Below are 23,984 nucleotides of genomic sequence, written 5' to 3' on the forward strand. Positions count from 1 at the left end.
GCCGGGCACTTCCCGTCTTTCGAGGCTATGCGTTCATGTGCCGGGGGTTGGCCACCCGCAGGCGGGCCACAACGGCGATCGAGATCGCCCGGCGCACGCGGTCGTCGAGGTAGTCGAGCGCCCCCTCGCGAATCCGTGCGGCAAGCTCGGCCTCGGACGTGCATCCGAGCGCACCGAGGGCGCCGTCGAGCAGGGCGTCGGCGCCGTTTCCGGCGTCGAGTTCGCGCCCCGCGGTGCGCAGGAGGTTGACGCAGATCCGCAGGAGATACCGTTCCCGCTCGTGCGTTCCGTCGAGTGCCGGTCCGAGGTCGTCGGTCAAAGTGCCGGCCACGAGGTCGAGGATCTCCGGAACGCGGGGTCTGTCGTGCACGGTGCGCCCGGGTGGCGCCGGTGGGGGAGCGGGTGCGGCGGCGTCGAGCAGTCCGAGAACGTCGAGCAGGTCGTATTCGGATTCGCAGACCCGGCGTCCGATGGCCGCCAGCTCGAGGGACCGCTCGGCCCCGCCGAGGTGACGTTCGGCCTGAAACCTGCTCAGCACCAACCATCGCACGGTTCCGAACGTTTCCCACCAGTGCAGTTCGGGCAACGACGGCCTCGTCCCGGTGGCCTTCTCGTAGCCGTCCAGGAGCTGGTCGCGGGCGCCGATCCCCGCGACCGGCGCGTTCGCGCCGAACCGCCACGCCCGCACGCACAGCCAGCCGAGGTCCTCGACGGGATCACCGAGGTGGGCGAGTTCCCAATCGAGCACCCCGCGGATTCCCGTTCCGTCGACGAGAAGGTTCCCGATCCGGAAGTCGCCGTGTACCAGAGCCCTCGGTCGCGACGGCGGACGGTGGTCACGCAGCCACCGCAGACCCACCTCGACCGCGGGCCGGGGTTCGCCGAGGTCACGATAGGTGGCCTCGAGCGCGTCCACCGGGTCGGTGGCGTCGAGCACGGCGAGAGAGTCCAGGGGAGTGCGGTGGATCAGGCCGAGGACGAAACCCATGTCCTCGGCGAGACGGTTGCGCACCTCGTCGAAGGCGGGGTCCCGCTGCAGTTTCCGGGGGAGCGATTCGCCCTCCACCTTGTTCATGATCAGGTACGGGGCGTCGATGCCGGGCGCGGTGTCCCCGGAAGCGAGGACGGTGGGCACCGGCACTCCCGCGGCGGCAGTGGCCCGCAGGCACGCCACCTCCGCGCGCATCCGAGCGGCGTCGCCGTGCCCGGGCGGGTCGCGGCGCAGCACGACGGGCAGGGGTTTCCCGTCCGGGCCGTCGGCGTCGACGGCCCACACCTGCCGGCTGGCGCCGCCGGTCAGCTGCCGGGGTTCCCCGACCGTGGCGTCCATGCCGTAGGCGGCGGTCAGGACGGCGCGGATGCCGTCCGCGAGGGCTGCGGGAGCGTCGGTCATCGCCATGGGGCAGCCTCGGGATCGCGCAGCAACCGGCGGGCGGTCGACATGCGGTGCACTTCGTCGGGACCGTCGTAGATGCGGGCGTACCGCGCCTGCCGGTACATCCGCTCGAGTGGGGTATCGGCGGTCAGGCCGAGCGCCCCGTGAATCTGGATGGCCCGATCCACGACGTCGTGGAGCATGCGGGCGCCCCAGAATTTCACCAGCCCGATGCGTACGCGGGCGTCCTCCCCGGCGTCCATCGCGCGGGCGGCATCGAGAGTCATGAGCCGGGCGGCATGGATCTGGGCGGCGGATTCGGCGATGTAGCGGTGCACCTCGCCCTTGTCCGCGAGCAGCGAGCCGTGGGTGTAGCGGGTGTTCGCGCGGGCACACATCAACTCGTATGCGCGCTGAGCCTGCCCGAGCCACCGCATGCAATGGAATATCCGGCCGGGGCCGAGCCGGTCCTGGGCCACCGCGAAGCCCCTGCCGCGTTCGCCGAGGAGATTGGCGGCGGGGACGCGCACGTCGGTGATCCGGACCTCGTAATGATCGCTCGGGTCGTGCCCCATCGTCGGGATCGACCGGACGATCTCGAATCCGGGGGTGTCGGTCGGCACGATGATCGCGCTGATGCGCTCGTGCCTCGGGGCGGTGTCGGGTTCGGTCCGGGCGAAGACCGAGCAGTAGCCGGCGTCCTTGACTCCGGTGGTGAACCATTTGTGTCCGTTGATGATCCAGGTGTCGCCGTCGAGTTCGGCGCGTGTCTCGATGAGGGTGGGATCGGAACCCGCCGCCTCCGGCTCGGTCAATCCGACGGACGGCAGGAACTCCCCGGCGACCAGCGGGGGAATCCACCGCTGCCGCTGCTCGGGAGTGCCGTGTTCGTGCAGCATCAGGGTGTCCTGCATGGACACCGAGCCGACGGCCAACTGGCCGAACTCCGAGCGTCCGATGATCTCGTTGAGATGGACGAAGTCGAGGAACGGGACACCGCCACCGCCGAGTTCGGCAGGATGGCCGAGCGCCCACAAGCCGAGTTCCTTGGCTCTCGCACGCAATTCGGCGATGGCCACGTGAGCGGGGCCGTCCTCGTTCACCAGGACGGGTTCGGCGGGGATGACGGCGTCGTCGATGAACGAGCGCATCCGCGCGCACAGTTCGGCGAGCGGGACGGCGGAACGGGTTCCGGACATGTCAGCGCTCCCGCCGCCGGCCGGCCTGCGCGCGCAGGGGCAGGGTGGCGGCGGAGTCGACGTACTCGTCGATGCGGGTGATCCGGCCGTCGTCGACGCGGACGAACAGGCACGCCGGCACCTCCAGCGGTCCGTGGCCGGGCAGTGTGGCGCGCAGGACGTGCTGCTGGGCGAAGCCGCCCCGCAACTCGTGGCGGCGGATGTCCTCGTAGCGCAGGTCCTCGAGAGTGCGCGAGAGCCAGCGCAGCACCTTCAGGTTCTCGGTGACCGTCTGTTCGCGTCCGTCGTCGTTGTGCCAGATCCGCGCGTCCGGTGAGTACAGCTCGGTCAGTGTCGCCTCGTCGCCGTCGCCGACGGCGGCGAAGAAGCGATCAGCCAGCTCGTTCATGGGAAAATCCGTCTCTTCCGTGTGGTGCTGCCTGCGGCGCGGCGGAGTGTCTCGTCGCGGTGTCGGCAGCGAGGTGGTCAATTGCCGGCGGGAGCCGGTCGGCCCCCGGCCGCGAGCAGTCTGCCCGCGAGGGATCTGCCGAGGAGGCGCTCGGCCAGTCGAGCGGCGTCGAGTTCCCTGTCGATGTCGATGCCGGTAGCGATGCCGCCGTCTTCGAACATGTAGACCAGTTCCTCGGTGGCGATGTTGCCGCTCGCGCCCGGCGCGAAGGGGCACCCACCGAGCCCGCCGACGGAGGCGTCGAACTGGCGGATGCCCGAGGCGTATGCCGCCCACGCGTTCGCCAGCCCCTGGCCGCGGGTGTCGTGCAGGTGCAGGCCGAGGTCCACGCCGGCGGCGGCGGCGCGCACCCGGGTGAGTACATCGGTGGTGCGCACCGGCGTTGCCGTGCCGATGGTGTCGGCAACGGACAGCGCATCCGCACCCGAAAGAACCGCACGCCGCGCGATGTCGGCCACGCGGTCCGGTGGGGTGGGTCCGTCGAATGGGCAGTCGAACGCGATGGCGACGATCACTTCGAGTGTGCCGCCCGCCCGGTGAATCAGTTCGGCAATGGGGGTGATCAGCGCGATCGACTCCTCGCTGCTGCGGCCGACGTTGGCCCGGCTGTGCCCATCGGACGCGGAGACGACGTACTCGAGGCGGGTCAGGCCTGCCGCGAGTGCTCGCTTGACGCCGCCGAGTCCGGCAACCAGCGCCGAGAACGTGACGTGTGGCCAGCGGCCGAGTTGGGCGGCGACGGCCTCGGCGTCGGCCAGCGCCGGGACGGCGCGCGGGGAAACGAAGGACGTGACCTCGATGCGCCGGACACCGGTCGCGGCGAGCGCGTCGATCAGCTCCAGCTTGGCGGCGGTGGGAATGGGCTTCTCGATCTGCAGTCCGTCGCGGGGCCCGACCTCCCGGATGTCGACCTCGGGTGGAATCGCGGTCACGAGATCGTGCCCTGCTCGCGCAGTGCGGCGAGCCGGTCGGCGTCGTAGCCGAGGATTTCGGTGAGCACCTCGTCGGTGTGGGTGCCCGGGCGGCTGGGCCCGCCCCAGCGGACCCCGCCCGCGGTATCGCTGAGTTTCGGGATCACCCCGACTCCCCTCACCGGCTCCGGATCGAATCCGGTGTCGCCGGGCCCGAGGGAGGGGTCGACGTGGTCGACGAAGATCTCGCGGGCGTTGAACTGGGGATCGGCCATCACCTCAGCGACCGTGTTGACCGGGCCCGTGACCACCTCGAACTTGGTCAGCAGCTCGATCAGTTCCGCGGCGGGGAAGCCGGCCGCCCACTCGGCGATCAGGGTGTCGAGCTCGTCCTGGTGATCACCGCGCGCGGTGTGGGTGGCGTAGCGCGGATCGGTGGCGAGGTCGGGGCGGCCCATCGCCGCGGACAGACGCGCGAACAGCGTGTCCTGGTTGGCCGCGATGATCACCCACAGTCCGTCCTGCGTGCGATACAGATTGGACGGTGCGACGCGGTCGAGGCGGGTGCCGGAGGGTTGCCGGACGTGACCGGTCTTGTGGTAGTCGGGAACGGTGGACTCCTGGATGGCGAGTGCGGCCTCGGTGAGCGCGGCGTCGACGATCTGTCCCCGTCCGGTGCGTTCGCGCGCGATGAGCGCGGCGAGGACACCCTGGAAGGCGAACATCCCGGCGAGACTGTCTCCGAGCGAGAGCGCGATCCGCGGGGGCGCCTGGCCGGGAAATCCGTTGAGGTGCCGCAAGCCGCTGATGCCTTCGGCGACCGACGCGTATCCGGGACGCGCGGCGTACGGACCGGTCTGGCCGTATCCGGAGACCCGGGCCAGGACCAGCCGCGGGGAAATTTCCCGGAGGACGTCGTAGCCGACGCCCCAGCGCTCGAGGGTGCCGGGCCGGAAGCTCTCGACGACGACATCGGCGGTGGCGACGAGGTCGAGGAAGATCCGCCGGCCGGCCTCGGTGCGCAGGTCGAGGTTCACGCACCGTTTGTTACGGGCGTGCACGGACCAGAAGTATTGGTGCCCGCCCTCGGCCTGGCCCCAGTCCCGCAGGGGGTCGGGACGATCGGGGGCTTCGATCTTGATGACGTCGGCGCCCATGTCACCGAGGAGGCGTCCGCAGTACGGGCCTGCGATCAGGGTGCCCAGTTCGAGTACCCGCAGGCCGTCGAGTGCTCCCTGCTGTGTGTCGGTGGTAGCGGACGCGAACGGTGAGTGCGTTGTCATTGTGCGTGCCTTCGGGGAGATCGGAACAGCGGCCGACCCGATGAGGTCGATCGGTCGGCCGCTGCTCGGTCGATGGTGAGGGGTGTATGGGAAGCACTCCGTCGGGATCGTGGCCCGGCACGGTTCTCGGTGGGGGAGCGCGCGGCGCTCAGTTCCGGTCGAGACCGAGTGCGCCGAGGCACATCTGGTCGAGGGTGTCGAGCAGGGCCGCCTCGTCGGCGTCGTCACCCTGGATCAACCACAGGTACAAAGTGTGGTCGACCATGGCGGCCATCGCGCGGGCCGCCAGCACCGGGTCGAGGGTGGCGGTCACCAGTCCGTCCTGCTGCCAGCGTGCGATCGCGCGGGAAGTCCGGTCGATCAGCTGACGGCGGTGCTCGTGACGGAGTTCGCGGAATTCGTCGTTGAACGTCGCGACCTGTTCGACGATCGCCATCAGCGGGGCGTTCCGGCGGTAGGACTGGTAGTACGAGCGGTTCGACGCGACCAGTTTCTCCGCCGGCGACAGGTCGCCGTCGGTCGGCTCCCGGCGGTGCATGTCCTCGAACAATCGGGTGCTCAGCTCCCGGAACACTTCTTCCTTCGACTCGAAGTAGCGGTAGAAGGTGCCGTAGGAGACGTTCGCCTCCTGGGCGATGTGTTCGACCCGGGTGTCGGGGAATCCGACCGTCTCGAACACCTTCCGGGCGGCGTCGAGCAGTGCGTCGCGTGTCTTGCGGCCACGCGCGGTCAGGGTGTCGACCGTGGCCGGCGTGGACGGGGTATTGACAGATGACTTGCTCACGGACAAACTCTCCCAATAGATGACATGACTGTCAAGTCATTTTTGTTCGCTTCTCGCGACGACTTCACCACATCGGAAGGACCGCCATGAGCAATCCGAACTCCAAGTACGAACTTCGGGGTATCAACCACCTTGCGCTCGTGTGCTCGGACATGCAACGCACCATCGATTTCTACTCGGGCGTCCTGGGCATGCCCCTGATCAAGACCATCGAGCTGCCGGGGGATCTGGGCCAGCACTTCTTCTTCGACTGCGGCAACGGCAACACCATCGCCTTCTTCTGGCTGGCCGATTCCCCCGAGGCCGCGCCCGGTCTCGCCGCCCCCAAGGGGCTCCCCGACGAGGGTGAACTCGCGAGTGCGGTCGGGTCGATGAATCACGTCGCGTTCGCGGTGCCGCCGGAACAGTTCGACGAGTACTACACCCGCATGCAGGCCGAAGGGATCAAGGTCAGTCGGGTCCTCAACCACGACGACAGCCCCGCCGGCGTGTCCCGGCACGTGCACCCGGGCACCTTCGTGCGCTCGTTCTACTTCCAGGACCCGGACGGCGTACTGCTCGAATTCGCCTGCTGGACGCGAACCTTCACCGAAGCCGACGTCTCACACGAACCCAAGACCGCCGCCGACCGGCGCGTACCCACCGCATCCTGACCGTCACCGTCCGAAAGGAACCGCCGTGCCCCGTCTCCGTGAGGTACCCCGCGCAGAAGTCACCGACGAGAAGATCCTCTTCTTCTACGACCGACTGTTCGGCCCTGACAAGGATCCCGCCGTCGATCACGGCACCATCCACGCCACCCCCGGCGACTGGTGGACCGTGTTCGCCCAGTCACCGGACGTGTTCCGGCACGCCGTCCGCGGATTCTCGCTCTACCGGAACGTCACCCTGGACCCCCTGTTGCGTGAACTGGGACAGGCGAGGGCTGGGTACGCACGCGGGAGCCAGTTCGTCTTCTCCCAGCACTGTAAGCAGATGCGCTCCCTCGGGGCGCCGGAGGACAAGATCGCGGCCCTTCCGCACTGGCAGGTCAGCGACTGCTTCTCCGCACTCGAGCGGGCGGTCCTGGCCTACACCGACGGCCTCGTCTACGACGGCGGCCGGGTGCCGGACGAGGTGTTCGCGGTCCTGAAGGCGCACCTGACGGATCCGGAAATTCTGCAGCTGACCTACATCACGACTCTCTACGACATGCACGCCACGATGTGCCGGGCCCTCCGCCTCGAATTCGACGACCGGCCCGAGTTGATCGCCGAGGTCGAGATTCCCGCCGGCGTCGAGGTCCGCGACCTTTCGGCCGACCTGTCCGGAGAATGACACCGCGCGCCGGAGCGCGGTCGCCCGGTCGCGTGCGGAGCCGAACGACGTCATGGCCGTGTCGATCCGCCCGGGAAGCCTGGTGGTGACCTCCTGCAGCAGCCATGAATTGACGTCGGGGTCGCTGAACGACGCCAGCGAGGAGTAGCTGCGGCGGTCGGGGTCCGGCCCGTCTGCAGGCCCGTCCGCGCCGCATCTTGTTCGTCGTAGTCCCGTCCAGTCGCTGTCACGGTCGAATCTGCGTCGCGAGGTGAGGGCGGTGGCGTCCCTGCAAACTGTCCATCCGCTGCGGCGGACGACGATGGTGCCCGGAGGACGGTCCGCGGAGTCCTTCCCACTCGGGGAATGCGACTGGCCGGCGGCTCGTGAGGTGACCGGTGTTGCTGGTGAGATCGATCAGGCACCGCGCAGCGCCCTGCACGGAGAGGTGGTGCCTGCGCGCCACGTCGAGTAGCTCGTCGAAAGCCTGGGCATCGCTGTAGCCGCGTCTGGTGATCAGGACTGCCTTCGCAGTGGTCACGAGTTCACGGTCCGACGGCCCCCGGCGCCGGTCGAGGAAGCTTCGGGCGGACCGCACGGGGTTCGAGGTCTCGTAATTCACCATCTGGCATCACCTTCGCCTACGACATTCCCCGGGCCGCGGAGTCGTAAACGGATACGGCCGCGCCGATCGCTGACTTGAGCGAATCTTAACGAACCTCGTAGTTCAGGTTGGTTGTTCGTCATTCCGGCACTGTGCACACTCAGCTGGTCACAGTTGTGACGAGTGTCGAGACGCGGAAGGAGAACGTGATGAGCGCCCATGGCCCCCTGTTCTCCTCCGCTGCGTTCCACTGTTGTCGCTGATCTCGTGACCGGGCGCCTGCGGGCACCCGATTCGGAGTTCGTACCTCCGATTCCCTGATCGTCCCGTCCGCCCGACCGTCGTCGGCGTGGATTCGGCGCCACGCGCGTGTCTCGTCTTCCTTCCGTTCGTCCATGCATTGAGGAGTTCCGTCAGATGACCCGAAGATTCGTCGGCAGAGCAACAGCTCTGATTGCGGCTACGGCCGCCGCAGCACTGGTGCTCACCGGGTGCGCCGCATCCCAATCGGTGGCCTCCTCGAACGTCGGTGGGGATCCGGTTCCCGGCGGGACGCTCCGGTTCGCCGTCCTGGACGCTCCGGCGAACCTCGATCCACATTCCGGTAGCTCGTACCCGGAGTCGCTGATCACGAGCAACATCAGCGACAAGCTCGTGTATCAGAATCCCGAATCGGGTGCGCTCGAGCCCTGGCTGGCGACGTCCTGGGACGTCAACGAGACCCTGACGGAATTCACGTTCCACCTGCGGAACGACGTCACGTTCAGCGACGGCACGCCGTTGACAGCGGACTCGGTGAAGGAGAACTTCGACCTGCTCGGTTTCGGCAACAAGGAACTCGGTGTCGTCCCGGTGTCCGCGTACTGGGGCGGGTACCTCGGCACGGAGGTGATCGACCCGAGCACCGTGAAGGTCACCCTCGACAAGCCGAGTGCCGGCTTCCTCCAGGGTCTCTCGATGTACTTTGCCGGGATCCTCGGGCACACGACGCTGCAGTTGAGGAAAGAGGACCGCGCGCTTCCACAGAACATCGTGGCGACCGGACCGTTCGTCGTGACCGAACACGTGTACCAGGAGAAGACTGTCCTACGGAAGCGGGAAGGCTACAACTGGGCGCCGGCGAGCCGGGGGCACAACGGTGACGCCTACCTCGACGCCGTCGAAGTGCTCGTCATCCCGGAGGCCGGGGTCCGGACGGGGGCATTGCGCTCGGGTGAGGTGGACGCGATCCTGGACGTCAACACGACCGACGAGGCGCCGCTGCGCGCCGAGGGCTACGAGATCGTTCCCCAGCTGATCCCGGGCCGCGATATCGCATTCGACTTCAAGACCGATCTCTTCCCGACCAACGAGCGCGCCGTGCGCGAGGCCGTCAAACTCGGCTGGAGCCGGGACGCGCTGGCGAAGACGGTACTGACCGACAGCTACCGGCCGTCGTCCTCGGTGGTCTCGGAGCGCGTGCCGGGATATGCGGATTTCAGCGATCGACTGGTCGAGAACCAGGACGAGGCGAAGCGGATCCTGGATCAGGCCGGCTGGAAGGAAGGCCCGGACGGTACTCGCGTCAACGCCGACGGCAAGCCGCTCACGCTGAGTCTGCTCGCCATCAACAACCTGGTGATCAACAAGCCCGCGTTCGAACTCATCCAGCAGGATCTGCGTGACATCGGTGTGGACCTGCAGTTGCAGGTCCTTCCCATCCCCGATTACCAGGCGGCGAGCAAGCTGCAAGGCAAGTGGAACGTCCAGGTGTTCAATACCAGCCGATCGGACGTGGCGGTGCTCGAGCAGACGTACTCGCCGCTGTTCACGAACGGCGCCGCCATCACTGCGGACAACCCCGTCCGGCAGAAGGCGATCGACACGTTCCGCGCCGTCAACGAGACACTCGATCCGGCCAGGCGCGCCGCCGCGGCCGCCGCGGCGCAGGACTTCGTTCTCAACGAGGAGATCCTCAGCGTGCCGGTGTACAACCCGGCCCAGGTGACCGCGGCCAACCCGAAGGTCCACAACGTGGGCTACGAAGCACAGTCGCGAAACGTGTTCTACGACACCTGGATAGAGCAGGGCTGAACGATGGGACGGTACATTCTCGCCAAACTGGGTCAGTCCCTGTTCGTCGTGTGGGCGGCGTACTCGCTCACGTTCGTCCTGCTGTACGTGCTTCCGTACGACACCGTCGACCTCATGTTCGACCCGAGTGAGGCGGAACTGATCAGTGACGCCGACAAGGACGCGGCGCGCGCACACTACGGTCTCGATCAGCCGGTGGTCGTGCAGTACGCCACGCGACTGTTCGGTGCGTTGCACGGGGACTTCGGGCATTCGGTGCGCACGGGGGAGAACGTGTGGTCGATGATCTTCGCGGTGTTGCCGCAGACGGCGATCCTGGCCGGTGTCGCACTGCTACTCGCGGTGATCGTGGCGTTCGCAATTGCGCTGTCGGCGGCGTACACGCGCAGCTCGTGGCTGTCGCAGGCCATCGCGTCCCTCCCCGCGGCCGGTGTGTCCGTACCGGTGTTCTTGGTGGGGCTTGCGATCCTGCAGGTCTTCTCGTTTCAGCTGCGGTGGTTTCCGCCCATCGGAAACGACGGCTTCGCCTCTCTCGTGCTGCCCGCCGTCACGCTGGCGATACCGGTGTCGGCGCCCATCGCACAGCTGCTGCTGAAGAACATCGAACTCGGGTTGAACGCGCCCTACGTCACGGTGTCCGTCGCGAAGGGCGCCAGCCGGTTGCGGGTTCTCGTGCGCGATGTCCTCGAGAACGCGAGCCTGCCCGCACTGACGATTGCCGGACTCACCCTCGGCAATTTGCTGGCCGGTGCCGTGATCGTCGAGACCATCTACTCGCGGTCCGGCCTCGGCCGGCTGACCGAGACGGCAGTCCGCACGCAGGACGTGATGCTCGTGCAGGCGGTGGTTGTGTTCGCGGCCGTCGTCTTCGTCGTCGTCAACTTCGTGGTCGACATCATCTATCCGCTTCTCGACCCGAGGCTGCGCACGCGGGTCCTGGCCGGCGCCGCCCCGGCGGCCGGGTAAGGAGGCATCACAGTGACCACAGTCGATTTCCGCTCATCGGCCTCATCCACCGCCGACACCGCCGACACCGCCGGCGACCGGTTCGTGCGGTTCGCGCGGCTCGCGTCGACCGCGCCGGGCCTGGTCCTGTCCTGGCTGGTGATCGTCACGGTCGTTCTCTGGGCGGTGGCGCCGGGCTGCTTCACGTCGTTCAGTCCCTACGACGGTGACGTCGACGCCAGTTTCAGCCCACCGAGTGCCGACCACCTCTTCGGCACCGACCGCCTCGGCCGGGATCTCCTCGCCCGCGTGATCTTCGGGGCGTCCACGACGCTCAGTGCGACGTTGCTCGCGGTGCTCGTGGGATTCGTCGTCGGTTCGGTCGTCGGTCTGCTCAGCGGGTTCGTAGGCGGTCGCACCGACGCGATCGTCATGCGGTTCGTCGATGTGCTGCTCGCGATTCCGGCGCTCCTACTCGCCATGACGGTGGTGACGGCACTCGGATACGGAACCTTCACTGTGGCGTTGGCGGTCGGAATCTCCGCGGTTGCGGCATTCGCCCGGGTCATGCGCTCCGAGGTGCTGAAGGTCGCCCAGAGCGACTACGTGGAGGCGGCCTACGGATCGGGAGCCGGCTTCGGCCGGGTCGTGGTCCGGCACGTGCTGCCGAACTCGGTCACCGCCGTGTTGTCGTTGGCTGCGCTCGAATGCGGTTCGGCGATCCTGGCCGTGGCGGCACTGGGCTTCCTCGGCTACGGAGCGCCGCCGCCGGAGCCCGAGTGGGGGCTCGCCGTGTCGGAGGGCCGCGACTACCTCGCCACCTACCCCTGGATCTCGATCCTGCCCGGCGTCCTGATCGCCGTGGTCGTGCTCGCCACCAACCGCATCAGCAAATCGCTAGGAGACCAGAGATGAGCGACGTCGAACAGGGGCACGGTCCACTGCTGCAGATCGACGATCTGCGGGTCGGCTACCGTACCGCTCGAGGGGGCGGGAAGACCGCCGTCGAGGGTGTGGGGCTGAGCGTCCACCCGGGTGAGTTGGTCGCCGTCGTCGGTGAATCGGGCTCGGGCAAGAGCACCACCGTCCACGCCGCGTTGCGGCTCCTGCCGTCGTCGGCGTCCATCGAGTCCGGCACGATCCACCTGGGTGGGCGGGACGTGACCCGGTGGAAGGACCGGCAGCTGGCTCAGCTGCGCGGTCCGTTCGTCGGGTTCGTTCCACAGGATCCCGGCACCTCGCTCAACCCGGTGAAAAGAGTCGGGGTGCAGGTCCTCGAGGCGATCCGGCTGCACCGGCAGGTCGAATCGGGTCCGGCGCGGGAGTTGGCGCTCGAAAAACTGCGCCTCGCCGGACTGAACAGTGCCGAACGGATCTACTCGCAATTCCCGCACGAACTCTCCGGCGGGATGAAGCAGCGAGTCCTCATCGCGATCGCCCTCGCGAGTGATCCGGCACTGCTGGTGGCGGACGAGCCCACGTCGGCGCTCGACGTGACGGTCCAGAAGGTGATCCTCGACCACCTCGCGGTTCTCCGCGACACCCTCGGGCTCGGCGTCCTGCTCGTCACCCACGACCTCGGTGTGGCGTTCGACCGGGCGGACCGCGTGGTCGTCATGCGGCAGGGGCGGATCGTCGAACAAGGGGAGACGCGGCAGCTGGTCGAGAATCCGGGGCAGGAATACACCCGGTCGCTGATCGCCGCGGCACCGTCGTTCCGCAGCGCGCGCCTCGGGCCGTCACCGCTCGCGCTTGCGGCGCGCGCCGTGGACGCCCCCGCGTCCGACGGCCCAGTCCTGGAACTGCGCGACGTGACCAGGCGCTTCACCGTCGGGTCGGGCTCGAAGGCCTCCGAGTTCGTCGCGGTCGACGGCGTGACCGTCGGTGTGACCGCCGGTTCCACCCACGCCGTCGTCGGTGAATCGGGCGCGGGCAAGTCCACACTCGCGCGAATCGCGGTCGGGCTCAGCCGACCGGACGCCGGCGAGGTTCTGCTCGAAGGCGACAGGATCGACGGACTGTCCCACCGCCGGTTGCGGCCGGTGCGACGCAGGATCCAGCTGGTACGCCAGAACCCCTACTCGTCACTCGACCCCAAGCTCAGCATCGAGCAGATCATCGCGGAACCGCTGGCTGCGTTCAGGATTCGGAACAATCGATCCGAACGCCGCACACGGGTGATCGAATTGCTCGACGCGGTGGCGCTCGACAGTACGTTTCTCCGGCGCAAGCCCGTCGAACTGTCGGGCGGGCAACGGCAGCGCGTCGCGATCGCGAGGGCACTCGCCGCCGACCCGAGAATCGTCGTTCTCGACGAGGCGGTCTCGGCCCTCGACGTCTCGGTCCAATCGCAGATCCTGCAACTCCTCGTCGACGTACAGGCCGAATTCGGGCTGACGTACCTGTTCATCACTCACGACCTGGGCGTGGTGCGGTTGATCGCCGACGACGTCACCGTGATGCGCGGCGGGCGGGTGGTGGAGTCGGGACGCGTCGACGACATCTTCGGCGCGCCGCGGGAGGCCTACACCCGAAACCTGCTGCACGCCGTACCCGGCGAGAATCAACTTCTCGCCGCCGCGCTCTGACCTCCGAACCACCACCTACCGAGAAGGACATCACATGACCGACAACACCGATACCACCGGCCGACTCACCCCCGCTCTCGTCACCCCGCTGCTCGCGGCCGCGGCCGTCAAGGGCGGCGCCGTGCTCGTGGACGTGCGCAGCGACAAGGGGCGCCGAGAGAACGGCGAGGTCCCGGGAGCGATCGTTGCCGACCGAGACGCGCTCGACGAACAGTTCGGACTCGACTCACCCACGAAGCACGCCGAGATCATCTCGCTCGACCAGCCGATCGTCGTCGTGTGCGGATCCGTTGCAGGGTCCGGACCGGTGGCGGAGGGATTGCTCGAGCGGGGCTTCCTCAACGTGGTGCACATCGACGGTGGGTTCGCCGCATGGAAGGCCGCGGGCCTGCCCGCGACCGAGCCTGCACGGGCACACGGCGACGAGACGCGGATTTAGCGGATCTACACGAAGAGTCAAGGCTGATTGTGTTGATCGGCACCATGTCTCGATATGAGATGGGACGGAGAACCTGGACTCCCGGTCGCTCCATTCGGGGCCCGGCCGGGCAGACCGTTCCGTCGACCGTCACCCGTCCGGGTGACGGCGCCCGATCACGTCGTCCGAGGAGACCCTTCATGACCGCTGTCACCCTGACCGGCCGCGTCAGCGACCATTCCACCGCAGTGGACCGTTCCCTCCCTCGGTTCCGGGAGATCTTCGCGCGCATCGCCGCCGGCGCCGCGCAGCGCGAACGCGCCCGGGAGCTGCCGTACACGGAGGTGGCCGAGCTGTTCGCCGCGGGGTTCGGTGCTCTGCGTGTCCCGGCCGAGTTCGGTGGCCACGGGGTGACCCTGCCCGAGCTGTTCGAACTCCTCGCGGAGCTCGGGCAGGCCGACTCCAACATTCCGCAGATCCTGCGGGGGCACTTCACCACCGTCGAAATCCTCCGCAACCTGGACGACGGACCGGTTCGCACCCGTTGGCTGGAAAAGATCGGTGCGGGAGCGGCATTCGGCAATGCACAGTCGGAGCCCACCGGCCGGGGTACGTTCGACATCTCGACCACCGTCACCGACCACGACGGTGCGGCGGTGGTATCCGGCGAGAAGTACTACACGACGGGAACCCTCTACGCCGACTACATCCGGGTCGCCGTGACGGACGGCGATGCGCGGCGCCGCTTCGTGGTCGTGGCGGCCACCGCGGCGGGTGTCGACCGTATCGACGACTGGGACGGGATCGGTCAGCGGCTCACCGCCAGTGGAACCACGAGGTTCGAGGCGGCACCGGTCGCCGAATTCGGCGAGTTCGGGCACCGCCCGGGATTCCTCGACCAGCAGTCCTCGTTCGTGCAGATCGTGCACCTGGCGACGCTGGCGGGGATCAACCGCAACCTGCGAGACGACGCAGTGGAACTCGTGCGCAGCCGCACCCGGACCAGTCTGCACGCGCCGTCCGATTCGGCGACGTCGGACTACGCGGTCCTCGGCGTGGTCGGGAAGATCGCGAAGAACGTTCTGGTCGTCGACAGCGTCCTGCAGCGGATCGCGCAGGAACTCGAAGACGTCAACGCACGGTTCGCGGCCGAGGGGCCCACCCCCGATCTGTTCGCGGAGGTCTTCGTGAATACGTCCGCGGCGCAGATCGCCGTGATCGACGCGGTCCTGGACTCCGCCAACCTCATCTTCAACGCGGGTGGTTCGTCCGCGGTGCGAGAGACGCGCAACCTCGACCGCCATTGGCGGAACGCCCGCACTCTCGCCTCACACAACCCCGTGGTCTACAAGCCGGCGGTCATCGGCGACTACCTGGTCAACGGCACCACGCCCAAGTCGTTCGCCGACCGGTACGGCGAGCCGAAGAATTCCTGATCGCCGCTCCATCCCCGGAAAGAGTCTTCCGGTCGAGGATCGAGTGCGTGCGGCAAGGTGTACTGAACAGAATCGTCGTGATCACAAACCTGTGCTGAACGGTCGCCGGTGGGCAGGATGGGAATACGGTCGAGCGGAGATCCCGTGCGACCGGCCGATCTACCCCGCGAGGACCACCTGTGTATGACATTCGACGGTTGATTCTGCTCCGCGACCTCGCCGAGCACACGACGATGACGGCTGTGTCCGAACTGCACGGGATCACCACGTCCGCGGTGTCCCAGCAGTTGAGGATCCTCGAGGACGAGGTCGGCGCGGTCCTGACCCGCAGGGAGGGGCGCGTGCTGCGCCTCACTCACGCGGGCCGGGTTCTGGTCGATCATACGTCGAGAGTCGTTGCCGCACTGGAAGAAGCGGAGAGCGCCGTCGCGGCGACGGGCGAATCCGTCACGGGCGTCCTCACTCTGGCGACGTTCCAGACAGCTCTGACCCGGCTCGCGCTGCCGGTGGCCGCGCGGCTGGGTCGAGAACACCGCGGATTGCGGGTGCGGCTCATCGACGCGATGCCGGTGAACTCGGTGCCTGCCGTCCGGCAGCAGGAAGTCGATCTGGCGATCACCTACACCTACTCGTTCCGTGCACGCGACCTTCCCGCCGGTCTCGCCTCGGAGTTCCTGTTCGACGACCCACTGGTGCTTCTGGCTCCGACTCCGTTGCGGGAGCGCGCGAGGCAGCACGGGCTCGGCGCGGTCGCGGACGTGGATTGGATCGCCGCCTCCGACGGGGCCCCCTCCATCGTGTCGGTGATGTTCGCGTGCCGTCAGGCCGGATTCACGCCCCGGATCGAGCATCGGTGCGGCAGCTTCACGGGGATGGCGGAAATGGTCGAAGCCGGTTTCGGGGTGGCCGTGGTCCCCGAAATGGCGGTCGCCGAGGCCCACCGGCACCTCGTCGCGTGCCCGGTCTCGAACGGTGCACGGCAGATCGGCGTCACGTACCGTCAGGCGTCGATCGAGCGCCCTGCGGTGGCCGCGGCCATCAGGGCGTTGCGGATGGTCGCGGGACCACTGCAGCTCGCGTCGTGAATTGTCTGCGGTCGTCCGATCCGGTTTGAGGATTTCTTAACGAATCTCGTAGCGTCACTAGCTTGTTCGCCTCACCGTCCCGCTCGATACTGAAGCACGTGACCATGAGTTCGCAACTGCACCTGAATATTTCACTTCTCACGCCCGGGCACTTCCGCGGCTCCTGGCGGGTGGAGGGCAACAACCCCGGCGATTTCGTGGATCCGGCGCACTTCCGTCGTCTCATCCGGATCGCCGAGCGCGGACACCTCGACGCCGTTTTCGTCGGTGACAGTCCCGCGTTGTCCTCGGACATTCACCACGCCCCCGGCCTCGGTCTCGATCCTGTGGTCATGCTGGCCGATGCGGCCGCCGGAACCGAACACATCGGGGTGATCGCGACGGGGTCGTCCACCTATAACGACCCCTACAACCTGGCCCGGCGATACCTGTCTCTCGACCATCTCACGGGCGGTCGGGCCGGGTGGAACGTCGTCACCACCCAGCATCCGGCGGCGTCCGCCAATTTCGGGTTCTCGGAGCCCCCCGACAAGGACGAAAGATATCGCAGAGCAGACGAATTCGTCGAAGTCGTGGCCAAGCTCTGGGACGGGTGGGAGGCCGGCGCGATCATCGGGGACACCGAGAGGGGGCGGTTCGCCGACCCGGACCGGATCACTCCTCCCGACCATCGTGGTCCGATCCTGACGGTCGCGGGCCCGTTGCCGCTGCCGCGCTCACCCCAGGGCAGGCCGCTGATCGTGCAGGCAGGCGCGTCGGAAGGCGGCCTCGCCCTGGCGGGAAAGTACGCGGATCTCGTGTTCTCGGCAGCACAGACCGTCGACGTCGCGAGGAACCTCAGGACCGACATCCGCGGCAGGGCGGCGGCGAACGGGCGCGATCCCGACCGGGTCAAAGTCTCGACCGGTCTCATCACCGTCGTCGGCGGCACCGAGGCCGAGGCCCGGCGACGCGAGGAGGAACTGCGCGAAACCATTCCGCTGGAGCCGGCACTGCGGCAGCTCGCGGCACAACTCGGTCTCGATCCTGGGCGGCTCCGGCTCGACACGGTGATCAGTGCCGACGATCTTACGGATACGGACACGTCGCTGCCCCGGTCGGCCGGATTCTTCGCGAGCACACGCGCACTGCTCGCCGGGGAACCCCTCACCGCACGGCAGTTGATCCACAAGTTCGCAGGAGGTGCGGGTCACCAACTGGCCGTCGGGACCGGCGAACAGATCGCGGACCGGATCGAAGCATGGTTCCGCAGCGGTGCCACCGACGGCTTCACGATCATGCCGGGGGAGGTGGGTACCGGCATCGAGGCCTTCGTCGAACAGGTGGTGCCGCATCTGGTGAGCCGCGGACTCTTCCGCCCCGAGTACACCCACCGCACTCTGCGCGGCAATCTCGGCCTCGAGGTGACCGAGACTGCCGTCCGCACCAGGAAGGAAAGCTTCACATGACTGTCGGAGTGACCGAACCGCGCACCACCGTGCGAGGACTCGACGAGAGCCGATTCCGTGAGGTTCTCGAGTTCATCGCCTCCCGTGCCGAATACCACGACCTCACCGGGGAGTTCCCGTTCGACGCATTCGATGCGCTGCGCCGGATCGGGGCGCAGTCGCTGACGGTGCCCGAGCAATTCGGTGGGGGCGGAGCCGGAATCGGCGAGGCCGTGGAGGTGATCGAGCGCGTGGGGGCGGCGGACCCGTCGGTGGGATTGATCCTGCAGTGGAATTACACCAACCACCTCACGCTCCAACGACCCGACAACCCGTGGCCGGACGACCTGAAGGACGCCGTGTTCCGCACGGCGGTCACCGAGGGCGCCCTCATCAACGGTCTCGCGGTGGAACGCGAACTCGGCAGCCTGTCCCGCGGAGGCGTCCCCGCCACCACGGCCACCCGCCTGCCCGACGGCGGCTGGCGGATCGACGGCGAGAAGGCCTACGGAACGGGCATCTCGGGGCTGCACTGGTTCACCGTCACAGCCACCACCGCGGAACCCCAACCGAAGGTGGCCACGTTCCTGTTCGACCGCCAGGCCACGGGCTGGCGGGTAAAGCAGACGTGGGATCACCTCGGGCTGCGCGCGTCGGACACGCAGACCGTGACCTTCGACAATGCCCGGATTCCGCACTCCCGGTTGGTGGATCTGCGCGACCCGAACGACGGCACCGGCAAGGTCCGCAGTGCAGGCAGGCAGGCGCTGCCCCTGCTCCTGGCCGCCAACTACAACGGGGTGTCGATCGCGACGAGGGACTGGCTGGTCCGGTACCTCCACACCCGAGTGCCCACCGCGCTGGGCGCGCCGCTGGCCACGGTGCCGCGCTTCCACGACCGTGTGGGGGAGATCGAAGCGCAACTGCAGACCAGCCGTGCACTGCTGCGGCACGCGGCGGCGGAAGTGGAGACCAACAGTGCTCTGCCCGCGTTGGCGAAGCACGTGGCGACGACGACGGCGATCCGGATCACCGAGTCCGCTCTCGACCTCACCGGAAATCCGGGACTGTCCCGCAGCAACCCACTCGAGCGTCACCACCGAAACGCCATGGTCGGCCGGATTCATTTCCCGCAGAGCGATTTCGTCGTCGCCAACCTCGGCAAGTCGGCCATCGCCGCGGGCGCGCCGGCAGAGGAGGAGCAGTGAGCAGGCAGGTCCACCTCAACGTCAACATTCTCAACGCCGGCGTCTTCGGTGGGTCCTGGAGGTTTCCCGGAACCGATCCGCTCGCCTCCTTCGGGCTCGACCACTACATCGACATCGCCCGGAAAGCGGAGGCAGCGAGGCTCGACGCGATCTTCCTCGCCGACGGTCCGGCGATCCGGGAAGATCTGCGCTACCGGCCGTTCAACAGCCTGGAACCGTCCGTGGTGCTGGCCGCGGTCGCCGCTGCGACGGAGACGATCGGTCTGATCGGCACCCTGTCCTCGACCTACAACGACCCATACGACGTCGCACGGCGTTTCGCCACTCTCGACCAGCTCAGCGGCGGCCGGTCGGGGTGGAACGTGGTGACCACGGCGGGGAAGGAATCTGCGCGCAACTTCGGCTTCGACGACGAACCCGACCATGCCGGCCGCTATGCCCGGGCCGCCGAGTTCGTCGAGGTGGTGCGCAAACTCTGGAACAGCTGGGAGCCCGACGCCCTGGTGGGTGACAAGCCGACATGGCGATTCGCCGACCCCGGCAAGATCCACCGCGCCGACCACCACGGCGCCCACTTCGACGTCGCGGGACCGCTGAATGTTCCGCGCTCACCACAAGGGGAGCCGGTGGTGGTGCAGGCGGGTGCATCGACGGACGGGCGGGCACTCGCCGCCCAGGTCGGTGAGGTGATTTTCACGGCCGCGCAGACGGAACAGGAAGCCGCCGAGTACTACCGAGATGTCAAGGCCCGCGCCGTGGGTTACGGGCGCAGGGCCGAAGACGTCGTGGTCCTGCCGGGCCTGTCGACCGTGATCGGCAGCACCGAGGCAGAGGCACAGCGACGCCGCGACCTACTCGCCGAACTCGTGCCGCCCGAGTACGCGCTCACCCGCCTGGCCGGTCAGCTCGGGGTCCCCGAGGACGCGCTGGTCCTCGACGGGCCTCTGCCCTGGCACCTGCTGACGGACGCGGACGAGGCAGGCGGCTCGCAGACGTTCTACAAGATCGCCGTCGGACTGGCGCAGCGCGAGAATCTGACAGTCCGCCAGCTACTGCGCCGACTCGGCGGCGGCGCCGGGCACCGCATCGTCACCGGCACCCCGGAGCAGATCGCCGACGCGATCCTGGACTGGGTGGACAAAGGCGTCGCCGACGGGTTCAACCTGATGCCCGACGTGCTGCCCAGCGGATTCGACGATTTCGTCGACCATGTCGTCCCGATCCTGCAGCGCCGCGGCCGGTTCCGCACCGAGTACGAGACGACAACGCTGCGCGGGCACCTGGGCCTGAAGATCCCGGCTCACACCGTGCCGACCTCGACGGACCGGGTGGTGGCGTGATGGGCGGAGTCGACGGTCGCTCGCTGCACTTCCTCGTCAACGTCGGCAGCGCCGGATATCACCCGGCCGCCTGGCTGGACCCTGAGCTGGCACCGGAGTCGTTCATCAGTCTCGACCATTACCGCCGGGTGGCCGCCGTGGCGGAGCGCGGACTCCTCGACGGATTGCTGTTCCCGGACATCCCGGTGCAGCAGCCGGGCATCGCCCGCGGTCCCGCGGCCACACTGGACCCGATTCTGCTCACGAGCGCTCTGGCCGTGTCGACCGAACGTGTCGGGCTGATCCCGACCGCCACGTCCACGCTGAATCTGCCGTACAACCTGGCGCGCAGAATTCTCTCGCTCGATCATGTGAGCGGCGGCCGGGCCGGCTGGAACGTGGTCACCACGTTCGAGCCGAACGCGGCCCGCAACTTCGGTATCGACCATCTCCCCGAGCGCGACGAACGCTACCGGCGTGCCGGCGAGTACGTCGAACTGACGAAGAAGTTGTGGGACAGCTGGGAAGACGACGCACTGATCGGCGACCAGGCGTCGGCGCGATTCGCCGACCCCGGCAAGGTGCACGCGGTGGATCATCGCGGTGAGTTCTTCACCGTCGCCGGGCCGCTGAACGTCACCCGTTCCCCACAGGGCCGACCAGTGCTGGTGCAGGCGGGTTCGTCCGCTCAGGGCAAGGCTTTCGCGGCGGCCCATGCGGAGGCGATCTATGCCACCCAGTTCGGGCTGGGGCCGGCGCAGCAGTTCGCCCGGGAGATCCGGTCGGCCGCGGCCGCGGACGGTCGCGACCCCGCCCAGATCCGAATCCTGCCCGGACTCGTCCCCGTCGTCGCCGGCACCACCGCGGAGGCGTCCGGCAAGTTCGACACCCTGCAGTCCCGCTTGCACCCGGACAGCGCCCCGGTGCGGGCCCTCGCCCGGTGGCTGGGCTACCCGGACGAGGACCTCGACCTGGACGCACCGCTCCCCGAGCGGCTGTCGACGCTGCCGGAGAACAGGGTAGGACCGCAGGGCTTCTTCGCGTCGCTGACCCGCTACGCCGCCGACACCGGGCACACCGTCCGGCAGCTCCTGTCCGAGTTCCTCGGTGGGCACCGCGTGGTGGTCGGTACCCCGGAGCAGGTGGCCGATCATGTCGAGACGTGGTGGCGGTCGGGCGCCGTCGACGGGTTCACCGTCATCCCGGCCGTTCTGCCCTCGTATCTGGAAGACTTCGTCGACCACGTCGTCCCGATCCTCCAGGCCCGCGGGCTCTTCCGCACCGACTACACCGGCCGCACACTCCGGAGCCACCTCGGTCTCCGCGAACCGATCAACACGTTTTCCCGCAGATGATGGCCCCGACAGAAAGCAGAAACCAGATCATGACGTACCGCCACCTCGGACGGACCGGTGTGCAGGTCAGCGCGCTCACACTCGGCGCGATGAACTTCGGGTCCTGGGCGAACACCGACCACGAGGACGCCGCCCGGATCATCCACCGCGCGCTGGACGCCGGAATCAACGTCGTCGACACCGCCGACGTCTACTCGCAGGGCGAGAACGAGGAGATCGTCGGGAAGGCGTTGAAGGGCCGCCGCGACGACGTGGTCCTCGCGAGCAAGTTCCACGGCCAGATCGGGTCCGACCCCACCCATCGTGGCAACTCGCGGCGCTGGATCTTCACGGCGATCGAGGGCAGCCTCCGGCGGTTGCAGACCGATCATCTGGACCTCTACCAGGTCCACCGCCCCGACCCCGACACCGACTTCGACGAGACCCTCGGCGCGTTGAACGACCTCGTGCGGCAGGGCAAGATCCGCTACTTCGGCACCACCACGTTCGAGCCGCACCAATTGGTGGAAGCACAGTGGGCAGCCGACAGGCGACACCTGCAGCGTCCGGTCACCGAGCAGCCGCCGTACTCCATTCTCGCGCGGGCCGCCGAACGCGCCACGCTGCCGATCGCCGAGAAGTACGGGCTGGGTGTCCTCACCTGGAGTCCGCTCGCCGGGGGCTGGCTGTCGGGCCGGTACCGCGCGGGCGAGACGGATGCCGCGGAGTCGAGCCGGTTGACCCGGCAGCCGCACCGCCACGACCCGGAGTTGCTCGCCAACCAGCGCAAGCGGGCCGCCGCCGAGGAACTGCAGAAGCTGGCCGACGACGCGGGCCTGTCGCTGATCCACCTCTCCCTGGCCTTCGTCCTCCAGCATCCCGCCGTCAGTTCCGTCATCATCGGGCCGCGGACCCTCGAGCACCTCGAGAGTCAGCTGGGCGCCGTCGACGTGAGACTGGGCAGTGACATCCTCGACCGTATCGACGAGATCGTCGCCCCCGGAGTCACGATCAGCCCGGCGGACGAGGGCTACCTTCCGCCGTCACTGACCGACGCGGCAACTCGCCGTCGCGTCACCACCACAGCAAAGGATGATCACTGATGGCACTGCAGGACTTTCGCGTCTTCGGACGCACGGGTGTGAAGGTCAGCCCGTTGACGCTGGGCACGATGAACTTCGGGGCCCGCGGCAAGACTACGCACGAGGACGGCATCCGGGTGATCCACCGGGCGCTGGACGCGGGCATCAACGTCGTCGACACGGCAGACACCTATTCGCGCGGGGAATCCGAGGAGATCGTCGGGAAGGCGTTGAAGGGCCGCCGCGACGACGTGTTCCTGGCGAGCAAGTTTCACAACGCCGTCGACGACAATCCACAGCATCGCGGCAATTCGCGTCGATGGATCACCGAGGCCGTGGAGGGCAGTCTTCGGCGCCTCGGCACCGACTACCTGGACCTGTACCAGGTCCACCGGCCCGAGTCGCACACCGAGATCGGCGAAACTGTCGGAGCACTCGACGATCTGGTTCGGGCGGGCAAGATTCGCTACTACGGAACCTCCGTGTTCTCGCCGGCGGAACTCGTCGAGACCCAGTGGGTGGCGGACTCCCGGAACCTGCAGCGGTCGTCGAGCGAGCAGGTTCCGTACTCGCTGCTGATCCGCGGCATCGAACGGGAAACCCTGCCGATCGCCCACAAGTACGGTCTCGGCGTGATCACCTACGGTCCGCTCGCCGCGGGCTGGCTGAGTGGGAAGTACCGGATCGGCGCCCCGCAGCCGGAGTCGTACCGCGCCGAACTGATCAAGGGCCGCTTCGACATCGACGCCCCCGCCAACGCCCGCAAGCTCGCAGCCGCCGACGCACTCGCGGTGCTGGCGGAGGAGTTGGGCATCAGCCTGATCCAACTGTCGCTGGCGTTCGTGCTGGCCCACCCCGATGTGACATCCGCGATCGTCGGACCACGCACCATCGAGCACCTCGACAGCTACCTGGGAGCGGTCGATGTGCCGCTGTCCGGTGAAGTGCTGGACAAGATCGACGAGATCGTCCCGCCGGGAACGGTGTTCACCGAGCGCGACACCGGAAAGATTCCCGAGGCGCTGGCACGCCCGGAGCTGCGGCGGAGCCCCGCCGCGTAACACGAGGGCCGGCGGAGGCCCCGCCCACGCGGGACGAGGAGAAGTCGTCGGCGGGGGCCTCCACCACCTCCGGGGTTGTGTACCCGCAGGACGAAAACCCCAAGTAAC

General features: G+C 68.0%; 22 protein-coding genes. 15 read left to right on the top strand and 7 right to left on the bottom strand.

Annotated features, from left to right (window positions below; translation table 11 throughout):
- Positions 1–25: 25 nt before the first annotated feature.
- The 6 genes from ACFTZB_RS22660 to ACFTZB_RS22685 all read right to left on the bottom strand — a co-directional run bounded on the left by ACFTZB_RS22660 (position 26) and on the right by ACFTZB_RS22685 (position 6,000).
- Positions 26–1,399 (bottom strand): phosphotransferase family protein, encoded by a 1,374-nt coding sequence (locus ACFTZB_RS22660; protein WP_378434199.1) that lies wholly within the window; start codon positions 1,397–1,399, stop codon positions 26–28.
- Positions 1,390–2,574, bottom strand: coding sequence for an acyl-CoA dehydrogenase family protein (locus tag ACFTZB_RS22665; protein WP_378434201.1), 1,185 nt, complete (start codon positions 2,572–2,574; stop codon positions 1,390–1,392). Before ACFTZB_RS22665 ends, ACFTZB_RS22660 begins: the two co-directional genes overlap by 10 nt.
- A gap of 1 nt (position 2,575) precedes the next feature.
- Positions 2,576–2,962, bottom strand: coding sequence for a nuclear transport factor 2 family protein (locus ACFTZB_RS22670; RefSeq protein ID WP_378434203.1), 387 nt, complete (start codon positions 2,960–2,962; stop codon positions 2,576–2,578).
- Between the two features lie 77 nt (positions 2,963–3,039).
- Positions 3,040–3,954 (bottom strand): hydroxymethylglutaryl-CoA lyase, encoded by a 915-nt coding sequence (locus ACFTZB_RS22675; RefSeq protein ID WP_378434205.1) that lies wholly within the window; start codon positions 3,952–3,954, stop codon positions 3,040–3,042.
- Complete coding sequence (locus ACFTZB_RS22680; RefSeq protein WP_378434207.1) at positions 3,951–5,216, bottom strand: CaiB/BaiF CoA transferase family protein; 1,266 nt, start codon at positions 5,214–5,216, stop codon at positions 3,951–3,953. The genes ACFTZB_RS22675 and ACFTZB_RS22680 overlap by 4 nt, the downstream gene beginning before the upstream one ends.
- Positions 5,217–5,364: 148 nt before the next feature.
- Entirely contained in the window at positions 5,365–6,000 is a 636-nt protein-coding gene (locus tag ACFTZB_RS22685) for a TetR/AcrR family transcriptional regulator (protein WP_095863802.1), read from the bottom strand.
- Positions 6,001–6,086: 86 nt separating this feature from the next.
- Between ACFTZB_RS22685 and ACFTZB_RS22690 the strand changes: the two genes are divergently transcribed.
- Both ACFTZB_RS22690 and ACFTZB_RS22695 read left to right on the top strand, forming a co-directional pair.
- Positions 6,087–6,653 (top strand): VOC family protein, encoded by a 567-nt coding sequence (locus tag ACFTZB_RS22690; RefSeq protein ID WP_378434210.1) that lies wholly within the window; start codon positions 6,087–6,089, stop codon positions 6,651–6,653.
- 25 nt (positions 6,654–6,678) lie between these two features.
- Positions 6,679–7,317, top strand: coding sequence for a carboxymuconolactone decarboxylase family protein (locus ACFTZB_RS22695; RefSeq protein ID WP_378434212.1), 639 nt, complete (start codon positions 6,679–6,681; stop codon positions 7,315–7,317).
- Positions 7,318–7,543: 226 nt separating this feature from the next.
- Here ACFTZB_RS22695 and ACFTZB_RS22700 read toward each other — a convergent pair whose 3' ends face one another.
- The gene (locus tag ACFTZB_RS22700) at positions 7,544–7,921 is read right to left on the bottom strand and encodes an ANTAR domain-containing protein (protein WP_378434214.1); all 378 of its coding nucleotides are present in this window, start codon (positions 7,919–7,921) and stop codon (positions 7,544–7,546) included.
- Positions 7,922–8,317: 396 nt separating this feature from the next.
- On the opposite strand from ACFTZB_RS22700, the gene ACFTZB_RS22705 reads away from it, so the two are divergent.
- The 13 genes from ACFTZB_RS22705 (at position 8,318) to ACFTZB_RS22765 (ending at position 23,876) form a co-directional block, all read left to right on the top strand.
- The gene (locus tag ACFTZB_RS22705) at positions 8,318–9,973 is read left to right on the top strand and encodes an ABC transporter substrate-binding protein (RefSeq protein ID WP_378434216.1); all 1,656 of its coding nucleotides are present in this window, start codon (positions 8,318–8,320) and stop codon (positions 9,971–9,973) included.
- 3 nt (positions 9,974–9,976) lie between these two features.
- On the top strand, positions 9,977–10,939 hold the full coding sequence (locus ACFTZB_RS22710) for an ABC transporter permease (protein ID WP_378434218.1): 963 nt from the start codon (positions 9,977–9,979) through the stop codon (positions 10,937–10,939).
- A gap of 12 nt (positions 10,940–10,951) precedes the next feature.
- Complete coding sequence (locus tag ACFTZB_RS22715) at positions 10,952–11,833, top strand: ABC transporter permease (RefSeq protein ID WP_378434221.1); 882 nt, start codon at positions 10,952–10,954, stop codon at positions 11,831–11,833.
- Positions 11,830–13,506 (top strand): dipeptide ABC transporter ATP-binding protein, encoded by a 1,677-nt coding sequence (locus ACFTZB_RS22720; RefSeq protein WP_378434223.1) that lies wholly within the window; start codon positions 11,830–11,832, stop codon positions 13,504–13,506. The genes ACFTZB_RS22715 and ACFTZB_RS22720 overlap by 4 nt, the downstream gene beginning before the upstream one ends.
- A gap of 34 nt (positions 13,507–13,540) precedes the next feature.
- Positions 13,541–13,945, top strand: a complete 405-nt coding sequence (locus ACFTZB_RS22725; protein WP_378434225.1) for a rhodanese-like domain-containing protein — start codon at positions 13,541–13,543, stop codon at positions 13,943–13,945.
- Positions 13,946–14,124: 179 nt separating this feature from the next.
- Positions 14,125–15,360: an acyl-CoA dehydrogenase family protein gene (locus ACFTZB_RS22730; RefSeq protein ID WP_378434228.1), complete on the top strand. Its 1,236-nt coding sequence runs from the start codon at positions 14,125–14,127 to the stop codon at positions 15,358–15,360.
- A gap of 179 nt (positions 15,361–15,539) precedes the next feature.
- Positions 15,540–16,445: a LysR family transcriptional regulator gene (locus ACFTZB_RS22735; RefSeq protein WP_378434230.1), complete on the top strand. Its 906-nt coding sequence runs from the start codon at positions 15,540–15,542 to the stop codon at positions 16,443–16,445.
- 104 nt (positions 16,446–16,549) lie between these two features.
- On the top strand, positions 16,550–17,893 hold the full coding sequence (locus tag ACFTZB_RS22740; RefSeq protein ID WP_378434242.1) for an NtaA/DmoA family FMN-dependent monooxygenase: 1,344 nt from the start codon (positions 16,550–16,552) through the stop codon (positions 17,891–17,893).
- A complete protein-coding gene (locus ACFTZB_RS22745; protein WP_378434232.1) occupies positions 17,890–19,080 on the top strand; it encodes an acyl-CoA dehydrogenase family protein in 1,191 nt (396 codons plus the stop codon). The genes ACFTZB_RS22740 and ACFTZB_RS22745 overlap by 4 nt, the downstream gene beginning before the upstream one ends.
- Positions 19,077–20,420 (top strand): LLM class flavin-dependent oxidoreductase, encoded by a 1,344-nt coding sequence (locus tag ACFTZB_RS22750; RefSeq protein WP_378434234.1) that lies wholly within the window; start codon positions 19,077–19,079, stop codon positions 20,418–20,420. The genes ACFTZB_RS22745 and ACFTZB_RS22750 overlap by 4 nt, the downstream gene beginning before the upstream one ends.
- Complete coding sequence (locus ACFTZB_RS22755) at positions 20,420–21,754, top strand: NtaA/DmoA family FMN-dependent monooxygenase (protein ID WP_378434236.1); 1,335 nt, start codon at positions 20,420–20,422, stop codon at positions 21,752–21,754. The genes ACFTZB_RS22750 and ACFTZB_RS22755 overlap by 1 nt, the downstream gene beginning before the upstream one ends.
- A gap of 29 nt (positions 21,755–21,783) precedes the next feature.
- Positions 21,784–22,836 carry an aldo/keto reductase gene (locus tag ACFTZB_RS22760; RefSeq protein WP_378434238.1) on the top strand — a complete coding sequence of 351 codons (1,053 nt, stop codon included), beginning with the start codon at positions 21,784–21,786 and terminating at the stop codon, positions 22,834–22,836.
- Positions 22,836–23,876, top strand: coding sequence for an aldo/keto reductase (locus tag ACFTZB_RS22765; protein ID WP_378434240.1), 1,041 nt, complete (start codon positions 22,836–22,838; stop codon positions 23,874–23,876). Before ACFTZB_RS22760 ends, ACFTZB_RS22765 begins: the two co-directional genes overlap by 1 nt.
- The last annotated feature ends 108 nt before the right edge of the window (positions 23,877–23,984 follow it).

The sequence above is a fragment of the Rhodococcus sp. NPDC057014 genome (genome assembly GCF_042673295.1).
Classification (GTDB): Bacteria; Actinomycetota; Actinomycetes; order Mycobacteriales; family Mycobacteriaceae; genus Rhodococcus_F.

Excerpts from the sequence above, each read along its gene's own strand:
- ACFTZB_RS22680 (WP_378434207.1), bottom strand. The coding sequence starts at position 5,216 with ATGACAACGCACTCACCGTTCGCGTCCGCTACCACCGACACACAGCAG.
- ACFTZB_RS22725 (WP_378434225.1), top strand. The coding sequence starts at position 13,541 with ATGACCGACAACACCGATACCACCGGCCGACTCACCCCCGCTCTCGTC.
- ACFTZB_RS22660 (WP_378434199.1), bottom strand. The coding sequence starts at position 1,399 with ATGGCGATGACCGACGCTCCCGCAGCCCTCGCGGACGGCATCCGCGCC.
- ACFTZB_RS22700 (WP_378434214.1), bottom strand. The coding sequence starts at position 7,921 with ATGGTGAATTACGAGACCTCGAACCCCGTGCGGTCCGCCCGAAGCTTC.
- ACFTZB_RS22705 (WP_378434216.1), top strand. The coding sequence starts at position 8,318 with ATGACCCGAAGATTCGTCGGCAGAGCAACAGCTCTGATTGCGGCTACG.
- ACFTZB_RS22755 (WP_378434236.1), top strand. The coding sequence starts at position 20,420 with ATGGGCGGAGTCGACGGTCGCTCGCTGCACTTCCTCGTCAACGTCGGC.
- ACFTZB_RS22765 (WP_378434240.1), top strand. The coding sequence starts at position 22,836 with ATGGCACTGCAGGACTTTCGCGTCTTCGGACGCACGGGTGTGAAGGTC.
- ACFTZB_RS22670 (WP_378434203.1), bottom strand. The coding sequence starts at position 2,962 with ATGAACGAGCTGGCTGATCGCTTCTTCGCCGCCGTCGGCGACGGCGAC.
- ACFTZB_RS22710 (WP_378434218.1), top strand. The coding sequence starts at position 9,977 with ATGGGACGGTACATTCTCGCCAAACTGGGTCAGTCCCTGTTCGTCGTG.
- ACFTZB_RS22690 (WP_378434210.1), top strand. The coding sequence starts at position 6,087 with ATGAGCAATCCGAACTCCAAGTACGAACTTCGGGGTATCAACCACCTT.
- ACFTZB_RS22760 (WP_378434238.1), top strand. The coding sequence starts at position 21,784 with ATGACGTACCGCCACCTCGGACGGACCGGTGTGCAGGTCAGCGCGCTC.
- ACFTZB_RS22745 (WP_378434232.1), top strand. The coding sequence starts at position 17,890 with ATGACTGTCGGAGTGACCGAACCGCGCACCACCGTGCGAGGACTCGAC.
- ACFTZB_RS22730 (WP_378434228.1), top strand. The coding sequence starts at position 14,125 with ATGACCGCTGTCACCCTGACCGGCCGCGTCAGCGACCATTCCACCGCA.
- ACFTZB_RS22720 (WP_378434223.1), top strand. The coding sequence starts at position 11,830 with ATGAGCGACGTCGAACAGGGGCACGGTCCACTGCTGCAGATCGACGAT.
- ACFTZB_RS22740 (WP_378434242.1), top strand. The coding sequence starts at position 16,550 with ATGAGTTCGCAACTGCACCTGAATATTTCACTTCTCACGCCCGGGCAC.
- ACFTZB_RS22665 (WP_378434201.1), bottom strand. The coding sequence starts at position 2,574 with ATGTCCGGAACCCGTTCCGCCGTCCCGCTCGCCGAACTGTGCGCGCGG.